23 protein-coding genes and 1 pseudogene are annotated in these 25,049 nt (G+C 60.5%); 17 read left to right on the top strand and 7 right to left on the bottom strand.

Going from position 1 to position 25,049, the window contains the following annotated elements; genetic code table 11:
- The first annotated feature begins 35 nt into the window (after positions 1 to 35).
- From PverR02_RS13840 to PverR02_RS13825, 4 genes are all read left to right on the top strand, one after another.
- Positions 36 to 677: a DUF1345 domain-containing protein gene (locus PverR02_RS13840; RefSeq protein ID WP_017848412.1), complete on the top strand. Its 642-nt coding sequence runs from the start codon at positions 36 to 38 to the stop codon at positions 675 to 677.
- A gap of 75 nt (positions 678 to 752) precedes the next feature.
- Positions 753 to 1,592, top strand: a complete 840-nt coding sequence (locus PverR02_RS13835) for an AraC family transcriptional regulator (RefSeq protein ID WP_079443649.1) — start codon at positions 753 to 755, stop codon at positions 1,590 to 1,592.
- Between the two features lie 54 nt (positions 1,593 to 1,646).
- Entirely contained in the window at positions 1,647 to 2,246 is a 600-nt protein-coding gene (locus PverR02_RS13830) for a LysE family translocator (protein WP_046383178.1), read from the top strand.
- 269 nt (positions 2,247 to 2,515) lie between these two features.
- On the top strand, positions 2,516 to 2,977 hold the full coding sequence (locus tag PverR02_RS13825) for a hypothetical protein (protein WP_046383177.1): 462 nt from the start codon (positions 2,516 to 2,518) through the stop codon (positions 2,975 to 2,977).
- A gap of 61 nt (positions 2,978 to 3,038) precedes the next feature.
- Here the strand turns inward: PverR02_RS13825 and PverR02_RS13820 are convergent, their stop codons facing one another.
- The 3 genes from PverR02_RS13820 to PverR02_RS13810 all read right to left on the bottom strand — a co-directional run bounded on the left by PverR02_RS13820 (position 3,039) and on the right by PverR02_RS13810 (position 9,018).
- On the bottom strand, positions 3,039 to 5,303 hold the full coding sequence (locus tag PverR02_RS13820; RefSeq protein WP_079443648.1) for an autotransporter outer membrane beta-barrel domain-containing protein: 2,265 nt from the start codon (positions 5,301 to 5,303) through the stop codon (positions 3,039 to 3,041).
- A gap of 261 nt (positions 5,304 to 5,564) precedes the next feature.
- A complete protein-coding gene (locus PverR02_RS13815; RefSeq protein WP_079443647.1) occupies positions 5,565 to 7,559 on the bottom strand; it encodes a hypothetical protein in 1,995 nt (664 codons plus the stop codon).
- A gap of 217 nt (positions 7,560 to 7,776) precedes the next feature.
- A complete protein-coding gene (locus PverR02_RS13810; protein ID WP_079443646.1) occupies positions 7,777 to 9,018 on the bottom strand; it encodes a hypothetical protein in 1,242 nt (413 codons plus the stop codon).
- 276 nt (positions 9,019 to 9,294) lie between these two features.
- Between PverR02_RS13810 and PverR02_RS13805 the strand changes: the two genes are divergently transcribed.
- From PverR02_RS13805 to PverR02_RS13785, 5 genes are all read left to right on the top strand, one after another.
- Complete coding sequence (locus PverR02_RS13805; protein ID WP_079443645.1) at positions 9,295 to 10,311, top strand: LacI family DNA-binding transcriptional regulator; 1,017 nt, start codon at positions 9,295 to 9,297, stop codon at positions 10,309 to 10,311.
- A 76-nt stretch (positions 10,312 to 10,387) separates the two neighbouring features.
- Complete coding sequence (locus PverR02_RS13800; protein WP_079443644.1) at positions 10,388 to 11,170, top strand: sugar phosphate isomerase/epimerase family protein; 783 nt, start codon at positions 10,388 to 10,390, stop codon at positions 11,168 to 11,170.
- Entirely contained in the window at positions 11,163 to 12,104 is a 942-nt protein-coding gene (locus tag PverR02_RS13795) for a sugar kinase (RefSeq protein ID WP_079443643.1), read from the top strand. The genes PverR02_RS13800 and PverR02_RS13795 overlap by 8 nt, the downstream gene beginning before the upstream one ends.
- Before the next feature lie 45 nt (positions 12,105 to 12,149).
- Positions 12,150 to 13,445 (top strand): MFS transporter, encoded by a 1,296-nt coding sequence (locus tag PverR02_RS13790; RefSeq protein ID WP_017848406.1) that lies wholly within the window; start codon positions 12,150 to 12,152, stop codon positions 13,443 to 13,445.
- Positions 13,445 to 14,422, top strand: coding sequence for an NAD(P)-dependent oxidoreductase (locus tag PverR02_RS13785; RefSeq protein WP_079443642.1), 978 nt, complete (start codon positions 13,445 to 13,447; stop codon positions 14,420 to 14,422). The genes PverR02_RS13790 and PverR02_RS13785 overlap by 1 nt, the downstream gene beginning before the upstream one ends.
- Positions 14,423 to 14,558: 136 nt before the next feature.
- On the opposite strand, the gene PverR02_RS13780 is transcribed toward PverR02_RS13785, so the two are convergent.
- Complete coding sequence (locus tag PverR02_RS13780) at positions 14,559 to 16,184, bottom strand: methyl-accepting chemotaxis protein (RefSeq protein WP_046383169.1); 1,626 nt, start codon at positions 16,182 to 16,184, stop codon at positions 14,559 to 14,561.
- A gap of 234 nt (positions 16,185 to 16,418) precedes the next feature.
- On the opposite strand from PverR02_RS13780, the gene PverR02_RS13775 reads away from it, so the two are divergent.
- From PverR02_RS13775 to PverR02_RS13765, 3 genes and pseudogenes are all read left to right on the top strand, one after another.
- The gene (locus PverR02_RS13775; protein WP_046383168.1) at positions 16,419 to 17,846 is read left to right on the top strand and encodes a nucleobase:cation symporter-2 family protein; all 1,428 of its coding nucleotides are present in this window, start codon (positions 16,419 to 16,421) and stop codon (positions 17,844 to 17,846) included.
- A 12-nt stretch (positions 17,847 to 17,858) separates the two neighbouring features.
- Complete coding sequence (locus PverR02_RS13770; protein WP_017848402.1) at positions 17,859 to 18,320, top strand: LEA type 2 family protein; 462 nt, start codon at positions 17,859 to 17,861, stop codon at positions 18,318 to 18,320.
- Between the two features lie 6 nt (positions 18,321 to 18,326).
- A pseudogene (locus PverR02_RS13765) lies at positions 18,327 to 18,557 on the top strand (GNAT family N-acetyltransferase); the annotation flags it as partial.
- 138 nt (positions 18,558 to 18,695) lie between these two features.
- On the opposite strand, the gene PverR02_RS13760 reads toward PverR02_RS13765, so the two are convergent.
- Entirely contained in the window at positions 18,696 to 19,622 is a 927-nt protein-coding gene (locus PverR02_RS13760) for a carbon-nitrogen hydrolase family protein (protein WP_026140204.1), read from the bottom strand.
- An 83-nt stretch (positions 19,623 to 19,705) separates the two neighbouring features.
- On the opposite strand from PverR02_RS13760, the gene PverR02_RS13755 reads away from it, so the two are divergent.
- Positions 19,706 to 20,635, top strand: a complete 930-nt coding sequence (locus tag PverR02_RS13755; RefSeq protein WP_079443641.1) for a LysR family transcriptional regulator — start codon at positions 19,706 to 19,708, stop codon at positions 20,633 to 20,635.
- Here PverR02_RS13755 and PverR02_RS13750 read toward each other — a convergent pair.
- Entirely contained in the window at positions 20,607 to 20,861 is a 255-nt protein-coding gene (locus PverR02_RS13750) for a hypothetical protein (protein WP_017848398.1), read from the bottom strand. The genes PverR02_RS13755 and PverR02_RS13750 overlap by 29 nt on opposite strands.
- A 162-nt stretch (positions 20,862 to 21,023) precedes the next feature.
- Here PverR02_RS13750 and PverR02_RS13745 point away from each other — a divergent pair, with 162 nt between their 5' ends.
- Positions 21,024 to 21,344 (top strand): DUF883 family protein, encoded by a 321-nt coding sequence (locus PverR02_RS13745; protein ID WP_017848397.1) that lies wholly within the window; start codon positions 21,024 to 21,026, stop codon positions 21,342 to 21,344.
- A 59-nt stretch (positions 21,345 to 21,403) separates the two neighbouring features.
- Here PverR02_RS13745 and PverR02_RS13740 read toward each other — a convergent pair whose 3' ends face one another.
- Positions 21,404 to 22,438, bottom strand: coding sequence for an Ldh family oxidoreductase (locus PverR02_RS13740; RefSeq protein ID WP_057005237.1), 1,035 nt, complete (start codon positions 22,436 to 22,438; stop codon positions 21,404 to 21,406).
- Between the two features lie 267 nt (positions 22,439 to 22,705).
- Here PverR02_RS13740 and PverR02_RS13735 point away from each other — a divergent pair, with 267 nt between their 5' ends.
- From PverR02_RS13735 to PverR02_RS13725, 3 genes are all read left to right on the top strand, one after another.
- Positions 22,706 to 23,695, top strand: a complete 990-nt coding sequence (locus tag PverR02_RS13735; protein WP_046383165.1) for a FecR family protein — start codon at positions 22,706 to 22,708, stop codon at positions 23,693 to 23,695.
- Between the two features lie 330 nt (positions 23,696 to 24,025).
- Complete coding sequence (locus tag PverR02_RS13730; RefSeq protein WP_026140202.1) at positions 24,026 to 24,478, top strand: hypothetical protein; 453 nt, start codon at positions 24,026 to 24,028, stop codon at positions 24,476 to 24,478.
- Complete coding sequence (locus tag PverR02_RS13725; RefSeq protein WP_079443640.1) at positions 24,478 to 25,029, top strand: adhesin; 552 nt, start codon at positions 24,478 to 24,480, stop codon at positions 25,027 to 25,029. The genes PverR02_RS13730 and PverR02_RS13725 overlap by 1 nt, the downstream gene beginning before the upstream one ends.
- Positions 25,030 to 25,049 lie beyond the last annotated feature (20 nt).

Below are 25,049 nucleotides of genomic sequence, written 5' to 3'. Positions count from 1 at the left end.
TATGGTGCTCACAACCGCCCTTGTTGTGAGCACCCATGCCCTTCCTCGCCCGCACCCACCCTCGCCTCTCTTGCGCCGCCGTCCTGGGCCTTGCCGTTGGCATCCTGGTACCCGCCGATACACTCGTGAGCAAAATCCTGATCGGCTGGAATGCCGGCGTCTGGATCTACCTGGTGCTGATGCTGTGGCTGACCATCCGCGCCAAGGCCGAAGACGTCAAACGCATCGCCGAGATCGAGGATGAAAACGCCGGCCTGGTGCTGTTCACGGTGTGCATCGCAGCCATCGCCAGCCTGGCCACCATCACCTTCGAACTGGTCGGCAGCAAGGACCTGAGCACCGCCGAGCGGCTGTTGCACTACGGTTTTACCGGCCTGACGGTCATCGGCTCATGGTTGTTGATCGGGGTGATCTTCAGCGTTCACTACGCCCGGCTCTATTACACCTGGGCCGGCAAAGAGCCGGCGCTGCGCTTTGCCGAGGGGTTGTTGACCCCCAACTATTGGGACTTCCTGTACTTTTCCTTCACCATCGGCGTCGCCGTGCAAACGTCGGACGTGGGCGTTGCCACCCGCAGCATGCGCAAGGTGGTACTGGGACAATCGCTGATCGGGTTTCTGTTCAACACGGCGATCCTCGGCTTTTCGATCAATATTGCCGCGGGACTGTTCAATTGACGCCGCACAAACCTTCTAGACGCCCACGACTCGATGGGCGCTAGATAGCATCGTCTATTCCGCCTCGGTGTTGTGATGGCCGCGCACAATTGGATCGATCTGTCCCAGGACGCCGACACCGGCATCGAGACCCTGCGCGCGCATTTCGAAGGCCATGCCTACGATCCCCATTGGCACGACAGCTACCTGATCGGCGTGACCGAACAAGGCGTGCAGCAATTCAACTGCCGCCGCACGCGCCACAACAGCGTGCCCGGCCAGGTGTTCCTGGTGGAACCCGGCGAGTTGCATGACGGCGACGCGCCCACGGCCGACGGTTTTACCTACCACATGCTCTACCTCGACCCGCAGTGGTTGACGCGGGAAGTGAGCGCGGTCTTCGAAGAGGCTCCCGTCAACAGCCAGCTGAGTTTTGCCGCGACCTTGACCAACGACCCACGCCTGGCCCTTGCCACCAGCCAAGCCTTTCGCACCCTGCACAGTAGCGAATTGCGCATCGTGCGACAACGGGCCATGGACCAGTTGCTCGAACGCCTCACCGGCCAGCTCCACTGGCGCAGCCGTTACCGTGACGACCCACGCCTGCCGCTGGTCGCCCACAAAGCCCGGGAATACCTGCATGCCCACCTGCATCACGATGTAGGCATGGACGCGCTGGCGCTGGCCTGCGGCGTCGACCGCTTCCGCCTGACCCGTGCGTTCAAGAGCGCGTTTGGCCTGCCGCCCCATGCTTATCTGGTGCAACTGCGCCTGGCCCGCGCGCGGCACTTGCTGGCCAAAGGTGAACAACCGGCCGATGTGGCGACCGCCCTGGGTTTTGCCGATCAGAGCCACCTAGGCCGCTGGTTCGTGCGCGCTTATGGCCTGACGCCCGCCGCCTACCGCAAGCGCTGCTCAAATCTTCCAGACAGGTGATATGAACGCTGGTCAAGATCGACTCCATCAATGGGTTTACCGGAGTCCACCGCCATGTTGTCCAGCTTGCTGCCTTTTATGCTGTTTGCCTTCGTCGCAGCCATTACTCCCGGCCCCACCAACATCCTGGTGCTGAGCAACAGCGCGCGCTATGGCTTCAAAGCGGCCCTGCCGATCATCCTGGGGGCCTGCACTGGCGCGGCGGGGATTGTGTTGCTGGTCGGCTCGGGCGTCGGCCAGTCCCTGGTGCAACTGCCCAAGGTGCAAACGGCCATGCAATGGGCCGGTGTCGCGTGGTTGAGCTACCTGGCCTGGCAGATTTTCAACTCGCGCCCCCAGGCCTTGGACGCGCAATCAACACCTAAGCGTCTCGGCTTGACCGGCGCGGCCAGCCTGCAATTGATCAACCCCAAGACCTGGATGATGGCGTTGGCGGTGGTCAGCGTGTTTGCCGGCAACGGTGCGGAACGCCAGAGCCAGGTGGTGTGTCTTTCCCTGGTGTTTTTCCTGATATCGCTTCCATGCCTCGGCGTCTGGGCGTTACTGGGCGCTGGAACAAGCCGTGTTTTCACGTCGCCTCGTGCAATGACACGCTTCAACCAATATATGGCGCTATTGCTATTGACTGCGACCTGGCTGAGCGTAATTGTCTGACGGTGCCCATGCCAACTTACGTTAGTACAAAACCGAATTAAAAAAGACCTATTTAGATACTCATACCTGACAAGAATCTCCGTTTCAGGGCACCCCCTAATAACATCAAGCACGCCGGCAAATCAGCCTCATGATCACGCATAAGTCGCACCCGCCGTATACTGTTACTTCTGACAGTTTACAGCGCAGGTACTCTGCTATTACATGGCTCAGACAGAGCCATCGATGTCTCTGTGACTCGCACAATCATCAGTGATGGAGAAGCGATCATGACCGCACAAGCGCAAACTTTAACCCCCGAACAACAAAAGGCATTGCGTCCCAAACGATACCTTGCATCTGGCACTTTCCATGCGCGCATCGATTTGTCAACCGTGGTCTTTCAGACCCAGACCCTGGCACATGACTTCGAACAGGCGGTCTACAGAATCACTGGACGCCACGCCGATAACTCAGTGACCGTAAAAGAACTATTTATTCAGGTGCCGGATACTCTTCGTGTCGGCCAGGTAATCAAACTGGAAGAACAGCAGAATACCAGCGTCCAAGTTTGGTATTCGGTGAAGTCTCCCACGGCGCATTATACGGTGAGTGGCATTGAAGGCACATTGATCATTGAGGGACTGGCCGCGGGCGTCATTAAAATCAAAGGTTCGCTGCGTGCAACTACCGATGAAGATGTGAACGGAAACCCGCATATTCTGGAGGTCGATTTCGACCTGACCAGTTGATGGAATATACCAAAAAAAACGCCCGTATCTTTCGACACGGGCGTTGTTGTATGTCTCGCATTTACCAAGTGTAACGAACACCTACGTTGGCGCCCCAAGGCTGTTCGACCTTGCCGCCGCTGCTGTGCTCGAGGTCAGCATGCAGCTGCAGGTTTTGCGACAGTTTCACCGCAACACCCGCGCCGAATTCAGCACGAGAACCGGACAGGTCGTTGTTGAACACATTGTTGTTCACCGAGACCTTATTGTTGTTGGCAAACTCATGCACCATCGCCGCCCGCAGGTAAGGCTGCACCACGCTGCCACTGTCGAGTTGGATGTCGCGCCCTACCGTCGCGCCGGCCTTGGCCATGATCGAACGGGTTCGCTCACCCTTGGCTTGCAAGCCGTTGTCCAGGTTGTAATTGGCCCCCTGAATCACCACGGTGGAGACCTGGGCATACGGCTCGACAAAGAAGCCGTCGTCCAGCTTGATGTTGCGACCGAACTCTGCCGACAAACCGCCACCGGTGTTGTTGTACTTGCCCTTGGACGAGGTGCCGTCACTCAGCCCGACCTTGGACTCATTCTGGAACCGGTTGACCTTGGCGACCGCATCGAAATACAGCCCGCTTTCCTCTTCCAGCCAAGTCGCGTAAGCCCCCAGGTAGTAGCTCTTCACGTTACCGGAAGTACCGCGTTTGAGGTTCAAGTCCGAGCTGCTATGACCAGCCATCACCCCCACCATCCACTGGCTGTCAGCCAACGGCGTGTCGGCACCCAGGGTGAAGCCCTGCTGGTTCTGGCTGTAGCCAACACCAGTACTGTCAGACACTTCGTACTTATTCCCGTAACCGCGAACCCACAGCCCCGCCTGACCCGGCTCGAAACGCAACTCACCCATGCGAGTCCGCAGCGAAGTCGCCTCGCCGTACCACACGGTCGGTGCGGTGTTGAACAGCGCCAGTACCGAGCGAGTGCCTGGGCTGATCACACGGTTGTTCGGGTCGAGGAACCAGTCGGTGCCTTCTTTTTTCAGGGCGTAGGAATAAGCGCCAACGTCAACCATGTCGCCCACCAGCGAGAAGTGTGCGTCACCGCCGCCCGTGTGAACGATACGAATACCATCGGGGTTGACTGGCTCTGCGCCGCTCGCCGCGAGCAACAGATGGTGGTTGCCTTTAGCTTCGCCCTCGATGTTCAGGAAGTCCGTGATACCACGCGCGAAATCGGTGCCCATGACAAAGGTGCCGTTACCGTCGAGGCTGTCCAGGTCCAACTGATAGAACGCGTCGGTATGGCCGAACTTAACCGTGCCGCCCGCCAGGCTCAAGGCGCCGACTTGACTGTGGCCTGTCAACTCCCAGAAAGACCGGTCGCCGACGTTCAGGCTGGTGACATTCTGCAATTGACCGGTCAGGCCGGCGTTGTTCTGCAGGTTCAAATGCGCCGTACTGCCCGTTTCTACGATGACATTCCCGTTCAATCGGCTGTTGTCGACATTCATAGTGGCCATGGCATTGCCGTTGACTTCCAGCAACGTGCCGTTGCCGCCAGTCAACGTGGAGCCATTGCGCACATCAATTTCAACTTCCGGGGTCGAACCGTACTCGCCATTGACCACGAGGGCGGAACCGCTGCGACCTTCAACGCTGGAGTTGTCCAGGATCAGTTTGCCAACGCTACCGTTATCATAGTCATCGGTGAACAACACACCGTTCTTACCACCCACGATGCTGCTTTGGCTGGCAGTGACCGTTGCGCCGTCGACAAACACGCCAAAACTGTCGGCGCCGGTGCCTTCGACCAAGGTATTTTGACTGAAGTGCAGCTCGCTGTTGCCAGTTGTGATTGCCCCGCCGAGGAGGCCGCTGATGGTGCTGTTAAACACCGTGGCAACGCCCCCCTTGTCGGAGTCGTGGCTCTGGAAGGCTTGCAGGCCTACCGTGGTATGGCTGGTGATGCTGCTGTCGCGAATGAGCGCATCGCTATCATCCAGTCGCACCGCACCGAACACCGTATGGTTTGAATCGACGGTGGCACCGTTCAGGCTCACGGAAGAACCCTGGGTGGCACGGATGTCATCGATCCGGCTGCCAGCGTTTACAATCAGTGCCGAATCGTTGACCAGAATATGGTGTGTGCGGGCGCCGTTGACGGTCAACTCGGACTTCAGATCCAGTTGCCAGTCATTTTGCAGTTCATTGGCCTGAATGGTTTTTGACTCGCCAATCAGTTGGCCCGCTTGTGCGGTAGTTTGAACAGCCGTAAACATAAGAAAAGTAATAGTTGGAACTTTCATCATCTTGCTCAGTGGTTTGAGCTCGAAGTTAGTTAACACAGACATAGGGTTCTCTCTCTGAGGTAGAGCCTTTGAAACGGTTTGGCTCGTTCCCTCGGAATGGAGCCTTACCTGTACGGCGCAGAGATTACGCAGCGAACATAACTATGACTGTAGGATTAATCTGAACGAGCTGTGATGCTCACAAGGGCTAGAAGTGCTGGATAAGGCGCACAAGAATGCTCGCCTGGAGAGGACAATTCGCAATGCCTAATGCGCCCAAAGGGAAGCCATGCTTCCCTTTGGGAGACCCTACTTGGAGCGGCGTCAAGGTCTGACGATTTGCATCCCATCACAGTATGTGTCCGGGTTGGAAAATACTGTGTACACCTCGGCCAACTCGCTGTGACCGGTTGCCCCTGTATTTACAATCGTGCTGTAGGTGACTTCACAAGGCCCAAGAACAGACTGTGTCAAGAATGGACGATAAGGGATCTCGACATTAAAGCCATTAGTCACATCCTCTGGGCGCAACGAAGGATAGGTAAAGTCTTGCGTGAATGGACCCGGTGGAAAACCAAAGGCCTCGCAGGAGATAGTAACGGTTACCGTCACGCTGTTACCCGCCACCAATCTCGGGTCGGCTGGAATGAACACCTCGGCATAATAAGTCGGCGGAGAACCGGGCCCACGAGTTTGCAGGGATTGGCAGCTCCACTCGTCGTTGGCATCAAGATGCAAGAATTCGGCAGCCGGCAGTACCACGGTCACCGCATCGATCACGTTGACCTGGGTAACGCCCGACGGGTTTTCGTTAGTGGTGCCAGGGCCGGTGACAACGTAACTGACAGGCTGCATGCCATTGCCATGCCGGGCGACTACCTCCCAGGGGATGTTGAACGTCGCGTCGGCGCCGGGCGTTGTCGTGCTGAGGGGAAAGGGCCCTACCCGCTCTTTTGAAAGTCCCCAGAACAAGAAAAACCTATTTTCGGCATGGGGCAACGCAGCAATGTCCCAGAGTGGAATCACAATCCTGACGGGTTGATCCGCATCGCCAATGCGCAGGGTATTCAGTTCATCTGAAACCGCACCATACACTTGCGCCAGGTTCAGCGCGGGGTTCACATCGCCGGGTTCCAGGGTGCCTGGTAAAACCGGTCCTTCCACCGACAAGTCAAGTCGCACGGTCTTATCGGGAGATTCGAAAAACACGCCATTTCGGTCGATACGGTAGCGCACACTCACCGTCTGTGGGCCAAGCGCCTGGGTATAGGCAGCCTTGATCGCCGCATTCATATTATTGAAAACCACCGGAAAAGCCCTGAGCTCGGTGGTTTGCGGGCCAAAAGGCTGTGCTTGCCATTGCACCTCGAACTTGTCCAGTCCTATAGCGTGATCAAGATACTCTTCAATGTGCGTTTCAATACCTTGTACAAAATCCGGAATATCGAGCAGATCATCGGTGCTGCCGTCCCGCGGGGCCGGCGCCAATGGCAGGAAGAGCGGCAACGGCACGGGATCGTCCAGCAACGCGACGGTGCGAAAATCATTGAACGAAGGGCGACTGGTGTTACCCGCCCGATCCGTGATGGTGTAGAAAATATAGTACAGCCCACTCAGAATAATCTGCGCCCTGGGTAGGAAGAATGTGCCGCCTATAGGCAGCATCGGTATGCCGTCACCACTCACCAAATACTCGGGTCGCGGGTCCATTACCGGACTGAAGTACACGTTAATCCTATCTCCCGCTTCATATCGCCCAGGTTGTGGGCCATAGGTGTTCGCGGGGATGCCAATCTCCAGGCCGCCTTCAGCTATCAGGAACGCATCGTTGATCACTGTACCGGGCGGCACATTGTTGAAGACTGGAACAGTCGGCTGTTCACGTGACGTCTCTATGGCATAAGGCGCAATGGTATCGACCCGGAACGCGCCTGGGTTGGAGGTATCGAGGGAAGGGCCCGGCACGCCACCGTTATTACGGTACTGAATATTTCTGAGTTCATAAAAACCATGTCGAAACTCAGGTACTGGCGCAGGCACAAACCTGCTGATGGTCGGAGGAACCGGCGTGGGCAGGTTGATTTGATAAGGTGCCACGAAGGTAGTCCAAGTAGGCGGAGTCACCGTGATGTCGCGAATTTCGACGCTCATCCAATCGTTGCCCCTCGTAACGTTCCCTGTGTTCAATTGGAGGGTAATGCCCACAGATGCGACGCTCACTGGAATAAGGCCGGTCGCATCATCCAGCGCCTCGCTAATCGTGGGTGCATTGAGAACCAAAGGTGCAGATGCAGTAGGCGAACTTTTTTTTCCACTCATTTCAGTCTCTCCTTGCTGTTTTAAATAGGCACCGCGCACAGGGTCGGGCCCTAATCGCTCGTTCAGTCGTTTGAGTTACTGCCAGGAGACTGAAACCGGGACACACTCTCGCCAGCCGAATGACTTTCGACCAACTACGTTCACTTCAAAAACTGCCGTCAGGACGTCACCGGACCTTTCGGTTCAGGCCGGCGCCGAGGGTGCGAGATAATCGGGCCTAAGGCTCTGGGCCGTTGCCGTCAATCCAGCAATAAACAGGGCTGGGCGGTGGTGGCGAAACAGGCACCACACGATCGAACTGCACGACCCTGGAAGCTGAGCGGCCCACGATGGCGCCTCCTCTGGACACCATGTAGCTTGCCTCGCCACCGGCATTTTTTTTCAATGGCCGGATCAGGCGCTCGACATCCCGAATCCAGAAGACATAGCCCGCGGCATCCTCCGCCTCGTCCCAATAGTGGTCGAGGGTCTCCACGATGTCGGGATTTGGATCGAGATCCGGGTACCTGTCGTAACCCTGGAACCTCAGCGTGATCAAATCGCCATGAAGAATGTTCGCATCTGGATCAATGAGAACCTCGACCCCGAACCATATCGGCGGCTGGGTACTGCACGTCATGTAGCGGTTGGGATGAGATTCCGACTGGGGAAAGCGAGGCCGAGGATAAGTGACGGGGGGAAGGTCAGTGCGAAGCCCGACCTGGGCCACCTGTGAAAACAACGGGTTCACATTACCGGCACGGTCCTTCAAACGATAAAAGCAAAAAAGCCACAGCGCCCCTGGATACCTGCGGAACACCTCGCTGGGCACGTCAACGATGATCGGGCCGCTATCGTTGGCCAGCGGCAATGAAATCAGGGTGGGCATGCCCGTTGGTAGTGCGTTCATATCAGAAAAATACAACAACACTTCATCACCCACCTCACGCCCCAGATAGCCCTGCGGGATTTCCATCGGCACCAAGGGATTGGCGATGAGGTAAGCCTCGGTGATCGGATCGATCGGGAAAATAGCCGGTGGCAGCAGCGCGCCACCACCCGGGGCATCTCGGTCGATTCTGATCGTCACGAACTCCGAGTTGTCGAAGCTCGGGCTATCCGGTGTGGTGTGATGAATTCGAAACCTGAGATCCACGATAGCGCTGCTCAAGAGGAAAGCCTGGGGAATCGTCAGCGCTAAAGGGAAATCAGCATCTGTCAGCGGCCCGCGCAATTCATGGGGAGGTGTATCAACGGGCCTGGCACCCCGGACATGCCACTCGAAAATCACATACTGGGATCTATCGGTATCGGGTAAAACCGCCCAAGGCGTTTCAATCAAAAGCCGTAGATCGGAAAAATTGAATTGAGCCGGGAGCAAACCATCCGGTAATACGTCGCGCACTGTTGGCGCATCAAGCACCAGAATGCCCCCCGAGCCCGAACGCCCGTTCGTGTTTGGTTGACTGCTGGTACCCATAGAAACCTCCCGCCACTCAGATAGATTCCACGTGCAATCGCACTGGCCGCTCGCCGTGCTTGATGGGGCACTGTCGGGGTTATTGAACAACGCTCCGTCCACGGCCGATACTGTCAGAACTAACAGGTAGAGACGCCATTCGTCGGTTTGGAGGCTTCTAACGGCGGCTCGGCCTGGCCAAAATAATCTTGACGAAACCGATCGGCTGGTGTTTTCTGAAACCGGTTTCAGTGCAAGAGGTACTGTTGCCTCAATTCCAATAAGAAAGGTTCTACCGTGACCTCATTTTCCGCCGCCCAGCGCAGCCGCGTGACCATGCTCGACGTCGCCCAGCGCGCCGGCGTGTCCAAAGCCAGCGTGTCGCGCTTCATCGGCGACGACCGCGCCCTGCTCTCCGATGCCATCGCCCTGCGCATCGAGCACGCCATCGCCGAACTCGGCTATCGCCCCAACCAGATGGCCCGTGGCTTGAAACGCGGGCGCACGCGCCTGATCGGTATGCTGGTGGCCGATATCCGCAACCCCTATTCCATTGCCGTGATGCACGGTGTCGAAACCGCCTGCCGCCAGCACGGCTACAGCCTGGTGGTGTGCAACACCGACCGCGATGACGAGCAGGAACGCCAGCACCTGGCGGCGCTACGCTCGTACAACATCGAAGGGCTGATCGTGAACACCCTCGGCCACCACCTCGAACAACTGCTGGAACTGCAACGGGAAATGCCCCTGGTGCTGGTGGATCGCAAGGTCGCACCGTTGCGCAGCGACCTGGTGGGTTTGGATAACCCGGCCGCGGTACGCATGGCGCTGGAACACCTTGAGCAACAGGGCTATCGCGAGATAGTGCTGGTCAGCGAGGCCACCGATGGCACCAGTTCGCGCCTGGAGCGCCTTGACAGTTTCACCGCCGAGATTGCCCGCCGCCCGGCGTTGAGCGGCACGGTGCTGGAACTGGACGGCGCGCTGGAAAAGCGCCTGCGCGCCTTTCTGGCCAAGCCCGGCGCCAAAGCCGTGTTCTGCGCCAACGGCATCGCCGCCCTCGCTTGCACCCGCGCGCTCAAGGCGCTGGAGTGCGACCTGTTCGCGGACGTCGGCCTGATCGCCCTGGATGACCTGGACTGGTACCCGCTGGTGGGCACCGGCATCACCGCCCTCGCCCAACCGACGCAGGCGATTGGCGCGAGTGCCTTCGACTGCCTGCTCAAGCGCCTGCGCGGCGATACGGCGCCGGCCCGCACCCTGGATTTCCTGCCCGAACTGATCGTTCGCGGTTCCACCCAACCCACCTCGTAGCCGCTGTCGAGCCCTCGCGGGCGTCAATTCAATAGGTTGCGCATAAAAATGAAACCGGTTTCAGAGGTACACAATCATGCATGAATACCCCGTCTCCATCAGCCTTTCCAGCTACGGCGCCGACCTCGTCCGCCAGCAGGGCCAATTGAGTTTTGTCGCCCTGCTGGCGGCGGCCGGTGCCCGGCGCATCGAGTGGCGCGAAGAGCTGCTGACCATTGAACAACCGGCACAACTGGCCCGGGCGGCGGCCGAACAAGGCCTGGAGTGCGTGTTCTCTTCGCCGCTGGAACTGTGGGTCGCCGGCCGCGCCCAGCCGAATGCCGAGCTCGCCGCCACCCTTGATCGCGCCCAGGCCTTTGGTGCGCGCTGGCTGAAAGTCTCCCTCGGCTACTTCACCGACACCAACGACCTGCACAGCCTGCACGCCCTGCTCAACCGCCACCCGGTCAAGTTGCTGGTGGAAAACGACCAGACCCTGCATGGCGGCCGCATCGAACCGCTGCAACGTTTCTTCAGCGAAGTCGAGCGCATTGGCCTGCCGGTGAAGATGACGTTCGATATCGGTAACTGGCACTGGCAGGACCAGTCCGCGCTCACCGCCGCGCGCCTGCTCGGCCGGCATGTCGACTACCTGCACTGCAAGGCCGTGGCGCGTCGCGCGGACGGCAAGCTGGTGGCACTGCCGCCCGGCGCCACCGACCTGCATCTGTGGGAACAACTGCTGGGCCACATGACTCAAGGTATTACCCGGGCAGTGGAATTCCCGCTGCAAGGCGACGACCTGGTCGAAGTCACCGCCCGGCAGGTCGCCACCCTCGCCCTGCTTGGCCAACCCCGTGCGGAGTACGCCCATGTCTGAGATCGATATCCTGTCGTTCGGCGAAACCATGGCGATGTTTGTCGCCGAACAGAGCGGCGACCTGGCCCAGGTGGGCCACTTCCACAAACGCATCGCCGGGGCCGACAGCAATGTCGCCATCGGCCTGTCGCGCCTGGGCTTCAACGTCGCCTGGCTGAGCCGGGTGGGCAACGACTCCCTGGGCCGCTTTGTGCTCGACACGCTCAAGCAACAAGGCCTGGATTGCCGGCACGTGGCGGTCGACCCGCTGCACCCCACCGGTTTTCAGCTCAAGTCCCGCGAAGAAGCCGGCGATGATCCCCAGGTCGAGTACTTCCGCAAGGGCTCGGCGGCCAGCCATTTATCCATCGCAGCCATCAGCCCGGCGCTGCTGCAGGCGCGCCACCTGCACGCCACCGGCATCCCGCCGGCCTTGTCCAAGGCCACCGGCGAGTTGTCCCGCGAGCTGATGACGCAAATGCGCAAGAGCGGGCGCAGCGTGTCGTTCGACCCGAACCTGCGCCCGGCGCTGTGGCCCAGCCAGCAGCAGATGATCCGCGAGATCAACGCCCTCGCAGGCTTGGCCGATTGGGTCTTGCCGGGCTTGAGCGAAGGTCGCCTGCTTACCGGTTTCGACGACCCGGCGGACATCGCCGCGTTTTACCTGGACCAGGGCGCCGAAGCCGTGGCCATCAAGCTCGGCCCGGACGGCGCGTATTACCGCACCCAACTGGACCAAGGCTTTGTCGCCGCCGTGAGCGTGGACAAAGTGGTCGACACCGTCGGCGCCGGTGATGGCTTTGCCGTCGGCATGATCAGCGCCCTGCTGGAAAACCTCAGCTTCCCCGAGGCGGTACACCGCGGCAACTGGATCGGCAGCCGTGCCGTGCAGAGCCGCGGCGATATGGAAGGCTTACCCACACGCACGGAGCTGCCGACCCGATCCGTTGCTTGACCCACTCCCTGTTGCCACAACTACAACAAGCTCAGGAGCAACCCCATGGATACCTTGAAACTCGCCACCCGCCGTTGGTGGTACATCATGCCCATCGTCTTTATCACCTACAGCCTGGCGTACCTGGACCGCGCCAACTACGGTTTCGCCGCCGCCAGCGGCATGGCTGAAGACCTGATGATCACACCCGGCATGTCGTCCCTGCTCGGCGCACTGTTCTTCCTCGGTTACTTTTTCTTCCAGGTGCCGGGCGCGATCTACGCGCAAAAGCGCAGCGTGAAGAAGTTGATTTTCGTCAGCCTGATCCTCTGGGGCGGCCTGGCCACCCTGACCGGCGTGGTGTCCAACGCCTACATGCTGGTCGCCATTCGCTTCATGCTCGGCGTGGTCGAAGCGGCGGTGATGCCGGCGATGCTGGTGTACCTGTGCCACTGGTTCACCCGTGCCGAACGCTCGCGGGCCAATACGTTCCTGATCCTCGGCAACCCGGTGACCATGCTGTGGATGTCGGTGGTGTCCGGCTACCTGGTGCAGCATTTCAGCTGGCGTTGGATGTTCATCGTCGAAGGCCTGCCGGCGGTGCTGTGGGCGTTTATCTGGTGGCGCCTGGCCGATGAGCGGCCCAAGGATGCCCAGTGGTTGAGCGACAGCGAAAAGCACCAGCTGGAAACCGCCCTCGCCGCCGAACAGGTGGGGATCAAAGCGGTGAAGAACTACGCCGAAGCGTTTCGCTCGCCCAAGGTGATCATCCTTGCGCTGCAGTTCTTCTGCTGGAGCATCGGCGTGTACGGCTTTGTGCTGTGGCTGCCGTCGATCCTCAAGGCCGGCTTGCAGATGGACATGGTCGAGGCCGGCTGGTTGTCGGCGCTGCCGTACCTCGCTGCGGTGATCGGCATGCTGGTGGTGTCGTGGGGTTCGGATAAGCTGCAAAAACGTAAGCGGTTTGTGTGGCCGCCGTTGTTGATCGCCTCTATCGCTTTCTATGCGTCCTACGTGCTCGGCGCCGAACATTTCTGGTGGTCCTACACCCTGCTGGTGATTGCCGGCGCGTGCATGTATGCGCCCTATGGACCGTTTTTCGCGATTGTCCCGGAGATCCTGCCGGCCAACGTCGCCGGCGGCGCCATGGCGTTGATCAACAGCATGGGCGCGCTCGGTTCGTTCGGCGGTTCGTACCTGGTGGGTTACCTCAATAGCAGCACCGGTTCCCCCGGCGCCTCTTACCTGCTGATGAGCGGCGCGTTGATGGTCTCGGTGGTGCTGACGATGTTCCTCAAGCCCGGCGCCAGCGACCGCGAGCGCGCGCCGTTGCAGTCCCTCGAATTAAAGGTGAAGACCTGATGAAAAAGTCTGTCGTTCTGTACAAAAAACTCTCCGCGCCGCTGATGGCCCGGCTGCATGAGCACGCCGAGGTCACGCTGATCGACGCGCTCGACCCGCCCGGCCTGGCCAAACTGCGCGACGCCCTCCCCGGCGCCCATGGGTTGCTGGGCGCGAGCCTGCGCCTGGACGCCGCGTTGCTGGACCTGGCACCGCAACTGGAGGCGGTGGCCAGCGTGTCCGTCGGCGTCGACAACTACGACATCGAGTACCTGACCCGGCGCGGCATCCTGCTCAGCAACACGCCCGATGTGCTGACCGAAACCACCGCCGACACCGGCTTCGCGCTGATCCTCGCCACCGCACGCCGGGTGGTCGAACTGGCCGATATGGTGCGTGCCGGCCAGTGGCACAAGAACATCGGCCCGGCGCATTTCGGCAGCGACGTGCATGGCAAGACCCTGGGCATCATCGGCATGGGCCGCATTGGTGAAGCGCTGGCCCAGCGCGGGCATTTCGGCTTCGGCATGCCGGTGCTCTACCACAGTCACTCGCCCAAGCCACTGGTGGAAGAACGGTTCGGCGCGCAGTACCGTCGCCTGAACGACTTGCTGCAACAAGCGGACTTCGTCTGCCTGACACTGCCGCTCACCGCCGAAACCGAGCGGTTGATCGGCGCGCAAGAATTCGCCCTGATGGGCCCGGAGACGATCTTTATCAATATCTCCCGCGGCAAGGTGGTGGATGAAGCCGCGCTGGTCGAGGCCTTGCAGCAGCGCACGATTCGCGCGGCGGGGCTGGATGTGTTCGAGCGCGAGCCGCTGCCCCACGACTCGCCGTTGCTGCGCTTGAACAATGTGGTGGCCACGCCGCATATCGGCTCGGCGACCCATGAGACGCGGGAAGCGATGGCCGAGTGCGCGGTGGATAATCTGCTCGCGGCGCTCGCCGGTCAGAAGCCGAAAAACCTGGTGAATCCAAGCGCCTGGATGCAATAGCTTCTGACACAACATAGAGCAAATGTGGGAGGGAGCTTGCTCCCGATGGCGCTGGATCAGTCAGTAGATGAGTTGACTGACCCATTGCTATCGGGAGCAAGCTCCCTCCCACATTGGGATTGCACTGCAAAGTGGCTCAGATAACGAACCTGGCCACCATCGCATTCAAATCCACCGCCAGGCGCGACAGCTCATGGCTGGCCGCGCTGGTCTGGTTGGCGCCCGCCGCCGACTGGGTCGCCAGGTCCCGGATGTTGACCAGGTTGCGGTCTACTTCACGGGACACCTGGGCCTGTTCTTCCGAGGCGCTGGCGATCACCAGGTTGCGCTCGTTGATCAGGCTGATCGACTGGGTGATCTGCTCCAGTGCCACGCCGGCCGCGCGGGCCATTTCCAGGGTGTTATGGGTGCGCTGGTTGCTCTGTTGCATGGATTGCACCGCTTCACCGGTGCCGTTCTGGATACCGGCGACCATTTTCTCGATTTCCTGGGTCGACTGCGCGGTGCGATGGGCCAGGGCCCGCACCTCGTCGGCCACCACCGCGAAGCCGCGCCCGGCTTCACCGGCGCGGGCGGCTTCGATCGCCGCGTTGAGCGCCAGCAGGTTGGTCTGCTCGGCAATCGCCCGGATCACGTCGAGGACCTTGCCGATGTCGCGCCCCTGAGTGGCCAGACCTTCGATCAGCAACGAGGTGTTTTGCACATCCTGGGTCATGGTCTGGATCGCGCCGACGGTCTCAACCACCCGGTCGCGGCCTTCCCGTGCCGCCTGGTTGGACTGCGTGGAGGCTTCGGAGGTGGACACGGCGTTCCGCGCCACCTCTTCCACGGCAGCGGTCATCTCATTGACGGCCGTGGCGGCCTGGTCGATTTCGTTGTTTTGTTGCTGCAAGCCTTTGGAGGCTTCTTCGGTCACGGCGCTCAACTCTTCCGCCGCCGAGGCCAATTGCGTGGCCGAACCGGCGATGTGCTGGATGGTCTGGCGCAAGTTGGTTTGCATGGCCGACAACGCACTGATCAAACGCGCCGGTTCATCCTTGCCATCGTCTTCAATGACTTTGCTCAAGTCGCCGCCGGCAATGGTTTGCGCCACTTCCACGGCTTTGCGCAGCGGCGTGACGATGCTGCGGGTCAGCAACCAGGCCAACAGTACCGTGAGCAAGGCGGCGGCCACGGCCACCACCACGATCCCGCTGATCGCGCTGTCATAGCTGCGTCCGGCCTGCTCGTTGGCCTGCTTGGCGCCAGCGGAGTTGAGGGCGATCAGCTTGTTCAACTGCTCGCCCATCTGATCGGTGCCGTTCTTGATCCGGGTATTGATCAAGGCGCGCATCTCATCGACCTTGTTTTGCTGGGACAGGGCCAGCATCTCGGCCTGGGCCGTCAGGTAGTTGTCCAAGGTGCCGACAAACGTCTTGTACAGGGCCGCTTCCTCTGGCACGGAAGGTAACGCTGAGTAACCGGCCTGGGCGGCTCTGACCTTGTCAATCAGCGCGGCGATGCGCGTTTGCGCCTCTTGCAACGCGGCCGGTTCACGGTTGACCAATACGCGGAACGACAAGATACGCATGCGCAACACATTTTCCGTGAGGCTGCCCAAGTAGGCCACGCTGGGCAGTTGGTTGCTGCTCATATCCACCGACGCCTGACGGATCAGCGTCATGCGGTTGACTGCAAACACTCCCAATACAACCACCAACAACGCAATGAATGCGAAACCGAGAGACGCTCGAGGGGCAATATTCAGATGACGAAGAGACATAGAGGTATTCTCAAGAAGGAGTGTCTGCGCGCATCCCTGCAGCGGAATGATCAGCTGGCGTCAACACGCTGCTCTGACCTTGGTCACCACTTGTTGTCATTGTTGGGTGGGCCTATAAAAGATATCGGCAGGCCCAGCGGTTTTCGCAGGGCCTCCATAAATATTTTTTTACACTTCTGACGATCTCCGGTTTCTGGCATCCTGCGCCTCCATTTTCTGTCCAGAGCCCGCATTTTGTCTGACGCTCAAGCCCCGCGCCCGCGCTATAAATCCGACCTGATCTATGGCCTGGAAGACCGTCCGCACTTCTCTGCCGCAATGTTTGCCGCCTTGCAGCATGTGTTGGCGAGCTTTGTCGGCATCATCACCCCTACGCTGATCGTCGGCGGCGTGCTGGGCCTGGAAAGCGAGGTGCCGTACCTGGTGAGCATGGCCTTGTTCGTGTCGGGGCTCGGCACTTTTGTGCAGGCGCGCACGTTCGGCCCGATCGGTTCGGGGTTGTTGTGCCTGCAGGGCACCAGTTTTTCGTTTATCAGCGTGATTCTCAGTGCCGGGTTCATGGTCAAGGCCCGGGGTGGCGGCACCGATGAGATTCTCTCGACGATCTTCGGCATCTGTTTTTTCGCGGCGTTTATCGAAGTCGTGCTCAGCCAGTTCATCGGCAAGTTGCGCAAGCTGATCACCCCGGTGGTGACCGGCACCATCATTACCCTGATGGGCCTGTCGCTGATCAAGGTGGCGGTCACCGACATGGCCGGTGGCTTCGGCGCCGACAACCTCGGCGCCGCGAGCAATATGGGGCTGGCCGCGCTGGTGCTGCTCACCATCGTGGTACTCAACCGCTTCAACAACCCGTTCCTGCGCCTGGGTTCGATCGTGATCGGCCTGACCCTGGGCTTCATCGTGGCCTGGTGGCTGGGCCGTGTGGATATGGCGGCCTTGCCCCAGGTGCCGTTGATCAGCGTGCCGGTGCCGTTCAAGTACGGCTTCTCGTTCGACTGGGTGGCGTTTATCCCGGTGGCGGTGATCTTCCTGATTTCGCCCCTGGAGGCCGCCGGTGATCTGACGGCCAACTCGATGATTTCCCAACAGCCGGTCAAGGGCCCGCTGTACATCAAGCGCATCAAGTCCGGCCTGCTGGCGGACGGCCTCAACTCGGCGATGGCCGCGACCTTCAACAGCCTGCCGATGGTGACGTTCGCCCAGAACAACGGCGTGATCCAACTCACCGGCGTAGCCAGCCGTTATGTGGCGTACTTCATTGCCGGGCTGCTGGTGCTGCTGGGGCTGTTCCCGATGATCGGCGCGGTGCTGCAACTGATGCCCAAGCCGGTATTGGGGGGCGCGACGCTGATCATGTTCGGCACCGTCGCCGTGGCGGGGATCAAGATCCTCGCCGAAGCCGGTCTGCACCGCCGCAATATGCTGATCGTGGCGATCTCCCTGGGCATGGGCCTGGGTGTCGCCGCCGTGCCGGAAGTGTTGCGCGACCTGCCCAAGGCGCTGCACAACATCTTCGAATCGCCGATCACCGTAGGCGCGTTCTGTGCAATCCTGCTGAACATTTTCCTGCCGGAAGAGTTCTTAGAGCTGGAAGAAGATGAATTTGATCCGGAGTCCTCAACCCTCAAAGTGATGCAAGACCCGGACGTCACGCACTAGGAGCACCTTCGTATGCGCAAGCTCATGGTTCTATCGATACTGCTGCTGACCTTGAGCGCTTGCGCCCTGTTCCCCAATCGCGACCCGGTCACTATCAACGTGGTGGGCATCGAGCCGCTGCAAAGCCAGGACCTGGAAGTGCGCTTCGCCGTGAAGCTGCGGGTGCAGAACCCCAATGAAACGGCGATCGACTACAACGGCGTGGCCCTGGACCTGGAGGTCAATGGCCGGCCGCTGGCGTCGGGGGTGAGTGATCAGCGCGGAAGCATCCCACGCTTTTCCGAGACGGTTCTGATGGTGCCGGTCAGCGTTTCAGCGTTTTCCGTGTTGCGGCAAACCCTCGGCCTGAGCCAGACCCAGAGTTTGAACAACCTGCCCTACGTATTGCGCGGCAAATTGGCCGGCGGGCTGTTCGGCACCATGCGGTTTGTCGATCGTGGAACACTGGACCTGCCGAATACCGCCACTTGGTAACCCCCCATGCAACCGACCTTGGTCACCCAACGCCTGATTCTGCGCCCGCTGACGCTCGACGATGCCGAGGGCATCCAGCAACAGTTCCCCCATTGGGAAGTGGTGCGTTATCTCAATGCCCTGGTGCCGTGGCCCTACCCGGCTGACGGCGCGCGTCACTACCTGGAACACATCGCGTTGCCCGCCATGGCCCGGGGCGAGGAATGGCATTGGGCGATCCGCCTGCAAAGCGCGCCGACGAAGGTGAGTTTGTCGAGGGCATTTTTCCACGGGACATCTGGGAAATGACCCGTGAAGAGTGGCTGAATCGCCGCTCTTTCAAGCGATAGACATCAACCGGTGGGAGTGGGCTGACTCCCACCTGTTTTACCGCACTCAGTCCGTGATGTAGCGCACGCCCGGCTTGGCCCGCTCATCGACCACCAGCTCGAAAACATCCGGCCGGGCGTAATGCCCCACCACGTCATAGTCATACCGTGCGCGCACCAGATCGTCGGTATTGATCTGCGCGCTCAAGAGCCCGGCCTCACCCAGCAGCGGCCCAGCCAGGATGTCGCCCATGGGGCCGACAATCACACTGCCGCCTGCAATCAACGGACGATCTGAAGGCCAGTTGGCCACCTCAACGCCCAGCGCCGCGGGCGATGCCTGCACCTGGCACGCACTGACCACAAAACAGCGGCTCTCGTGGGCAATGTGGCGCATGCTCACCTGCCACATCTCGCGCTCATCCACCGTGGGCGCACACCACACCTGCACGCCCTTGGCGTACATCGCCGTTCGCAGCAGGGGCATCATGTTTTCCCAGCACACCGCGCCGCCGATGCGCCCGACCGCCGCGTCGATCACCGGCAGTGTGGAACCATCGCCCTTGCCCCAGATCAGCCGCTCGGTGCCGGTGGGCATCAGCTTGCGGTGCTTGGCCACCAGGCCGTGCGCCGGCTCGAAATACAGCATGGTGCAATACAAGGTGCTGGCGCTGCGCTCGATCACGCCCAGGACCAGGCTGGCACCGGTTCGCGCCGACAAACCGGCCAACGCTTCGGTTTCGGCGCCGGGCACGTCGATGGCGTTGGCAAAATATCGCGCAAAGGCTTCGCGACCTTCGGGCAGGCGATAACCGAGTTGCGTGCCGAAGCCTTCGCCTTTGGGATAACCGCCCAGCAGCGCCTCGGGCATCACCACCAATTGCGCGCCACTGCGCAGGATCGGCTCTTCATACGCCAGGATTTGCGCCAGGGTGTCGGCCTTGCCGCCGGGCAAGGAACCGATTTGCAAGGCGGCCACAATAGAAACAGGCATCAGGATCACTCCGAACAATGAGGGGTTGCCCATTCTCCAGCCAGCCCGGATCATGAATAAAGCCCACCTCAGTGCTGAATGATATGAGCCAGATAAATATCACCCAAGTCGACCTCAACCTGCTGAAAACCTTCGAAGCCCTGCACGACGAATCCAGCGCCAGCCGCGCAGCGTTGCGCCTGGGCGTCACCCAATCGGCGATCAGCGCGGGCCTGCGGCGTTTGCGCGAGGTGTATGGCGACCAACTGTTCGTGCGAACCGGCCGTGGCCTGGCGCCGACCTTGCGGGCCAACCAGTTGAAGCCGGTGATCAGTGAGGCGTTGGACCGCTGCCGACAGAGCCTGGCAATGACCCACCCGGACACCCAGCAGTATCAGGGACGCTCCGTGGTGCTGGGTTTATCCGACGACTTCGAGATTGCCTACGGCCGCCGCCTGATGGCGGAAATTGCCCAGCGGTTGCCGAAATTGCGTGTGATTTTCCGTCAGACACACAGCCAGATCGTCGCCGCCGCCCTGCTCGACCGCAGCCTCGACCTGGCGATTACCGCCGGCGGCTTTGCCGAACGCCGCCTAAGCCGGCAGGTGCTGGGAGAAGGTGATTACCGCTGCCTGGTCGACCCGCACAGCCTGGCGCCAGGCCAGCAATGCATCGACCTGCACGCGTTCGTTAGCCGCGAGCATGTGCTGGTGTCATCCGGCGGTTTTATCGGGATCACCGATGAAGGGCTGGCGGCACAAGGGCTGAGCCGCCAGGTATGTGCCTCCACCAGCCACTTCGCCGCGTTGCCGTTTCTGCTCAAGGGCAGCCAGGCGGTGGCGACCATTCCCGGGCACGCCGCCGAAGCCATCGCCGGCATGACCGGCTTGCAGGTTCTGCCGTGCCCGCTGGCGCTGCCGCGCTACCCGGTGGAACTGGGCTGGCGCACCCAGGCTCAGCTTGATCCGATGTTGCTGAAAGTGCGCGAGGCGATTGTCGCCAGCTTTACTTCGCCGCCGCCATCAGCTTGTTGACTTCGCTGCGCACCATGTTGGAGAACTCCGGCGGCGACATGCCGTCGAGTTCCGCGCGAACCCATTCGGCCCACTTGCCCTTGCGTTTGGCGCGCTCGCCGAACAGGCGCGCGGCTTCGCCCTTGGCCTTGCCCAGGTTGCTTTGCCACAGGTCGTAGAGACGGGACTTTTCATCTTCCAGCTCGGCGCGTTCGGCGAGGGTCTTGTTGGCGAGATTGAAGCTCATGTTGAATTTCCTGCTGCACAAATAGGTGACATCTTACACTGTAGGTCTAAGTTTCCTGATTCGGATTTCGCATACCCACGCCGGCCGGCAAAAAACTGCAACTTTTGCCGCCGCCCGACACTCCATTGTTCACTGTCACATTTACCTGCAAGGAGTCACACAATGGCCCGTAAATCTGCCGCCCAAGTCGTCGAAGATCAAATCAAGGATCAAGCGTTCAGCGAACTGACTGCACTGATCGAAGAGTCGGACAAACTGCTCAAAAACAGTGCTTCCCTGGTCGGCGAAGAAGGCGAAACGCTGCGCGAGCAGGTCGCTATCAAGCTCAAGCAAGCGCTCGACTCGGTGTCCAATGTGCGCGAGCGCAGCAAGCCGGTGGTGGATGCCACCGAAACCTACATCGGCGGTCACCCGTGGCAGACCGTGGCGATCTCGGCAGGCTTTGGCCTGGTGGTCGGCCTGCTGCTCGGTCGTCGCAACTAATACTGTAGGCCTTGCGTAGCCACTGCCGAACCCTGGCGAGGTAGCGGCTACGCGGGTTTTCAGACGGCCCACTCACGTAGTTGATTCAACGCCTGCGCGTCCACTTCAATGCCTGCCGCCAACGACTTCGCCCGCGTGCGATGACGTCGATCCCCCGGCAACCGCCGCAACCCCACCGCGTGCATCTGCCGCACCAGTTCCTGGCTGCGCTCGGCGAAGTTTTGCCCGGCGGTTTTGCTCGGGTCGATCAGGATCAACAACTGGCCGGTCCACGGCGTGCGGGCGCCAGGGTGATCGGCCCAGTTGAACTCAAACGAGAAGTTGCCGCCGGTCAGGGCCGCGGCCAGCAACTCGACCATCATCGACAGCGCCGAGCCCTTGTGCCCGCCGAACGGCAACAACGCACCGCCTTCGAGGATGGCCTTGGGGTCCTGGGTCGGCTGGCCCAGGCTGTCGACGCCCATGCCCGGCGGCAGGCGCTCGCCGTTGCGCGCAGCAATCTGCACGTCACCATGGGCGATGGCGCTGGTGGCCAGGTCGAACACAATCGGCGCGCCGTCCGCCCGTGGCGCAGCAAACGCGATCGGGTTGGTGCCGAACAGCGGGCGATCGGCGCCATGGGGCACCACGCAGGTCATGCTGTTGACCACGCTCAGCGCCACCAGGCCTTGCTCGGCGAAGGGTTCGACATCCGGCCACAGCGCGGCGAAGTGATGGGAATTGTGTATCGCCAGCAACGCAATACCGGCGCTGCGGGCCTTGTCCACCAGCAACGCACGGGCCGCCGCCAACGCCGGTTGGGCGAAGCCATTCGCGGCGTCGACCCGCACGAAGCCGGAAGCGACATCCGTGACCACCGGCGTGGCCTTGCCATCGACCCAGCCGCTCTCCAGCGTGCTGATATATCCGGGCATCCGAAAGATGCCATGGCTGTGGGCGCCGTCGCGCTCGGCGCTGGCGCAATTGTGCGCGAGGATCTGCGCCACTTGCGGCGACGTGCCGTGCTTCACAAACACCGCGTGCAGCAACCCCACCAGGTCGTTGAAACCGATGAACGCTGAAGAATCGTCAACTCTCGGGGACTGGGCAGACATCTGTAGCTCCGATTTTGTAATTGGAAGAGACAACAAGAATCCAGACCGACGATTAAACAACGCCTCCCGTGCCTGCTGTCAACGGGCGCTTGAGTTATCTACTGCCTGACGCGCTTCGCCGTCCATTACGGTGTGTCGCGACTCCATCACCAGCCTGTTTGGGCGTGCCCCAACGAGAATAAAAGTTCAATTGATGCGCAATTGCCATGAAGGCTGTTCTCGCCCCCGGTCTCGGGAGGTTAGAATGTGGGAAATCAGGATGAATTAATGACCGAAAAGTCTGCTTTAGAAGCCGAATATGACGCCATCACCGACGCCGCCGCGCATTGGTGCATGCGCTTGCATGCAAGTGATTGCACGGCGGACGAACGACAGGCCTTTCAACAATGGCACGATGCTCATCCGCTGCATGCCTTCGAATACGCGGCGATGCTGGAAATCTGGGACGTGGCCGATCACTTGCCACGCCATGCGCCGCTCGTAGCGCCGTTCAGACCGCGTCGCCGGCTGCGCGATTACGCGGTGGCTGCCGCAGTGTGCTTGGCCGCGCTGCCCCTGGCGGCGTTCACCGGCTGGGAAGCGGGCTGGTTGCCGACTGCCTATGAACGGTTCGAAGCCAGCAATGGCCTGCGCCAGGTCACCCTGGCCGATGGCAGCCAGGTTGAGCTCAACCTGGGCACCGAACTGGTCTACGCCGATTACAAGGACCAGCGCCGGGTCACACTGAGCAAGGGCGAGGCGTTTTTCAAGGTCAGCCATGACAGCACCCATCCGTTTGTCGTCAAGGCCGGTGAAGGACAGGTGCGCGTGACCGGCACCCAATTCAACGTGTGGAAATACGAAAATCAGGTGCGGGTGATGCTGCTCGAAGGCTCGGTGCAGATTTCCAGCGACCCGGCACACGGCAGCGTGCCGCTGACTCCAGGCATGCAAGCCAGCTATCAACCAGGCGATGCCACCCCAAGCGTGCGCCCGATCAACCCCAACGACAGCGCCCTCGCCTGGCGCCAGGGCAAATTGGTCCTGGACAACCTGGCCCTGGCCGACGCGTTACCATTGATCAACCGCTACCTGAACAAACCCGTGATGCTGGCCGATATCGGCACCGGAACGATCCGCATCGGCGGCATCTATAACATCAGCGAGGTCAACAACCTCGTCCCCTCCCTGCCCAAGGTTTTGCCGGTCTACCTGACCCAGAACCAGGATGGCAATCCCGTCCTCAACTCCATCCCACGTAAAGCGCCCAAGGGCTGAAGCTTCTGCCTGTCCCTGCGGGCCTGATTGCGCCCGCAGTGTCCATTTCTGAAACACCCTCCTCCTCTGAGCGGCCCTGACAGCGCGGCTTCATCGTTTTGTCATACGCAGTGTTACATCACTGATACAACCTCCCGAAAGCATGACCTGCGGGCCGGCCATCGGGCTGGCATCGGCGCGGTGTATCAGCGCTGAAACAGCATGGCCATCACTTAGCCTGCTATGTTTCATATCTATCTGATTAACAACAACAAAACAAAAGCGGCACGCCTTCTGCTCTATTCCTTACAGCGCTGTTTAGGGTCAGCGCAACGAAAAAGGAATGCCGCCGTGATCACACTCACTCAAGGTTCGATGAATGTACTGCTGGTCAGCTGTGTACTCAGCATCGGCGTCAGCGTTCCGAGCTTTGCTGCCGACGGTGTCATCGTGACCGGGCGTGAAGTGCAAGGTCATATGTACGGTCGCGCATCGTTCGGTCCGGACCCCTACCCCACCACCGCCAACGCCAATCCCAGCAGAGAAATCAACAGTGCCACCTCAAGTGAACTCAGCGATTTGGATATCGGCGGCATCAGCAGTGGCTCGAGCATCGCCCGTTCCATACAGACTGCGGGGAACTTGTCTGGCGTGACCTCCACGCAAAGCAGCATGTCGACACTGGGTACCGGTGCAACGGCCGGCCACGGCGCGGGCAGCAGCATGGGCGGCCAGATCAGCAACTCGATCCAGCGCGGCATGGCCCCCCTGAACAACATTGGCAACATGATGGGGGGCAAGTAATGAATCGCACTCTTCTGATCCTCGCCCTGCTGAGCAGCGCCACTGCATGGGCAGACGACTCCGCGGTGATCAACAACAGCGGAAAAAACTACAACGGCAACTTCTCGATCAACCAGTCGGCCGGCATCCAACAGCAAACAGCCAACAACCGTGCCATCACACTGGGTGGACAAGCCACCACCGTCAATATCCAAAACCTGAACGGCAAGGTCGACCCGTCGCTGAACGCCAAGGCCGCGATCGCAGGAACCTCTTTTACCAATGGCAACGGCATGCTGGGCATCAACCAGACAGCCGGGGCGAATAACCAATCAATCAATGCCGTGCGGGTCAGCATCAACCCTGGCCCGCAAAGCATCGACGACAGCGTCCTGTTGCAGCAGAACACGACGACGCTGGCAACCGACTCAGGGTTCACCCCTACCACTGGCAGTCGCCAGGTCGTCACAAGCGACCAGGCCTTCACAGGCAGCCGAGGAGTGATTCAGGTGAACCAGAGTGCAGGGGTGGGGAACCGAGTGGCTAACACCCTGGGCATCACTATCAAGTAAATGCTTGGTAGTACTCGCTA

The sequence above is a fragment of the Pseudomonas veronii genome (genome assembly GCF_002028325.1).
GTDB lineage: Bacteria > Pseudomonadota > Gammaproteobacteria > Pseudomonadales > Pseudomonadaceae > Aquipseudomonas > Aquipseudomonas veronii.
This window is presented reverse-complemented; position numbering and strand designations above follow the sequence as displayed.

What these genes read in the sequence shown, in the direction of transcription:
- PverR02_RS13840 (WP_017848412.1), top strand. Translation starts at nt 36, where the DNA reads ATGCCCTTCCTCGCCCGCACCCACCCTCGCCTCTCTTGCGCCGCCGTC.
- PverR02_RS13835 (WP_079443649.1), top strand. Translation starts at nt 753, where the DNA reads ATGGCCGCGCACAATTGGATCGATCTGTCCCAGGACGCCGACACCGGC.
- PverR02_RS13830 (WP_046383178.1), top strand. Translation starts at nt 1,647, where the DNA reads ATGTTGTCCAGCTTGCTGCCTTTTATGCTGTTTGCCTTCGTCGCAGCC.
- PverR02_RS13825 (WP_046383177.1), top strand. Translation starts at nt 2,516, where the DNA reads ATGACCGCACAAGCGCAAACTTTAACCCCCGAACAACAAAAGGCATTG.
- PverR02_RS13820 (WP_079443648.1), bottom strand. Translation starts at nt 5,303, where the DNA reads ATGTCTGTGTTAACTAACTTCGAGCTCAAACCACTGAGCAAGATGATG.
- PverR02_RS13815 (WP_079443647.1), bottom strand. Translation starts at nt 7,559, where the DNA reads ATGAGTGGAAAAAAAAGTTCGCCTACTGCATCTGCACCTTTGGTTCTC.
- PverR02_RS13810 (WP_079443646.1), bottom strand. Translation starts at nt 9,018, where the DNA reads ATGGGTACCAGCAGTCAACCAAACACGAACGGGCGTTCGGGCTCGGGG.
- PverR02_RS13800 (WP_079443644.1), top strand. Translation starts at nt 10,388, where the DNA reads ATGCATGAATACCCCGTCTCCATCAGCCTTTCCAGCTACGGCGCCGAC.
- PverR02_RS13795 (WP_079443643.1), top strand. Translation starts at nt 11,163, where the DNA reads ATGTCTGAGATCGATATCCTGTCGTTCGGCGAAACCATGGCGATGTTT.
- PverR02_RS13790 (WP_017848406.1), top strand. Translation starts at nt 12,150, where the DNA reads ATGGATACCTTGAAACTCGCCACCCGCCGTTGGTGGTACATCATGCCC.
- PverR02_RS13785 (WP_079443642.1), top strand. Translation starts at nt 13,445, where the DNA reads ATGAAAAAGTCTGTCGTTCTGTACAAAAAACTCTCCGCGCCGCTGATG.
- PverR02_RS13780 (WP_046383169.1), bottom strand. Translation starts at nt 16,184, where the DNA reads ATGTCTCTTCGTCATCTGAATATTGCCCCTCGAGCGTCTCTCGGTTTC.
- PverR02_RS13770 (WP_017848402.1), top strand. Translation starts at nt 17,859, where the DNA reads ATGCGCAAGCTCATGGTTCTATCGATACTGCTGCTGACCTTGAGCGCT.
- PverR02_RS13760 (WP_026140204.1), bottom strand. Translation starts at nt 19,622, where the DNA reads ATGCCTGTTTCTATTGTGGCCGCCTTGCAAATCGGTTCCTTGCCCGGC.
- PverR02_RS13755 (WP_079443641.1), top strand. Translation starts at nt 19,706, where the DNA reads ATGAGCCAGATAAATATCACCCAAGTCGACCTCAACCTGCTGAAAACC.
- PverR02_RS13750 (WP_017848398.1), bottom strand. Translation starts at nt 20,861, where the DNA reads ATGAGCTTCAATCTCGCCAACAAGACCCTCGCCGAACGCGCCGAGCTG.
- PverR02_RS13745 (WP_017848397.1), top strand. Translation starts at nt 21,024, where the DNA reads ATGGCCCGTAAATCTGCCGCCCAAGTCGTCGAAGATCAAATCAAGGAT.
- PverR02_RS13740 (WP_057005237.1), bottom strand. Translation starts at nt 22,438, where the DNA reads ATGTCTGCCCAGTCCCCGAGAGTTGACGATTCTTCAGCGTTCATCGGT.
- PverR02_RS13735 (WP_046383165.1), top strand. Translation starts at nt 22,706, where the DNA reads ATGACCGAAAAGTCTGCTTTAGAAGCCGAATATGACGCCATCACCGAC.
- PverR02_RS13725 (WP_079443640.1), top strand. Translation starts at nt 24,478, where the DNA reads ATGAATCGCACTCTTCTGATCCTCGCCCTGCTGAGCAGCGCCACTGCA.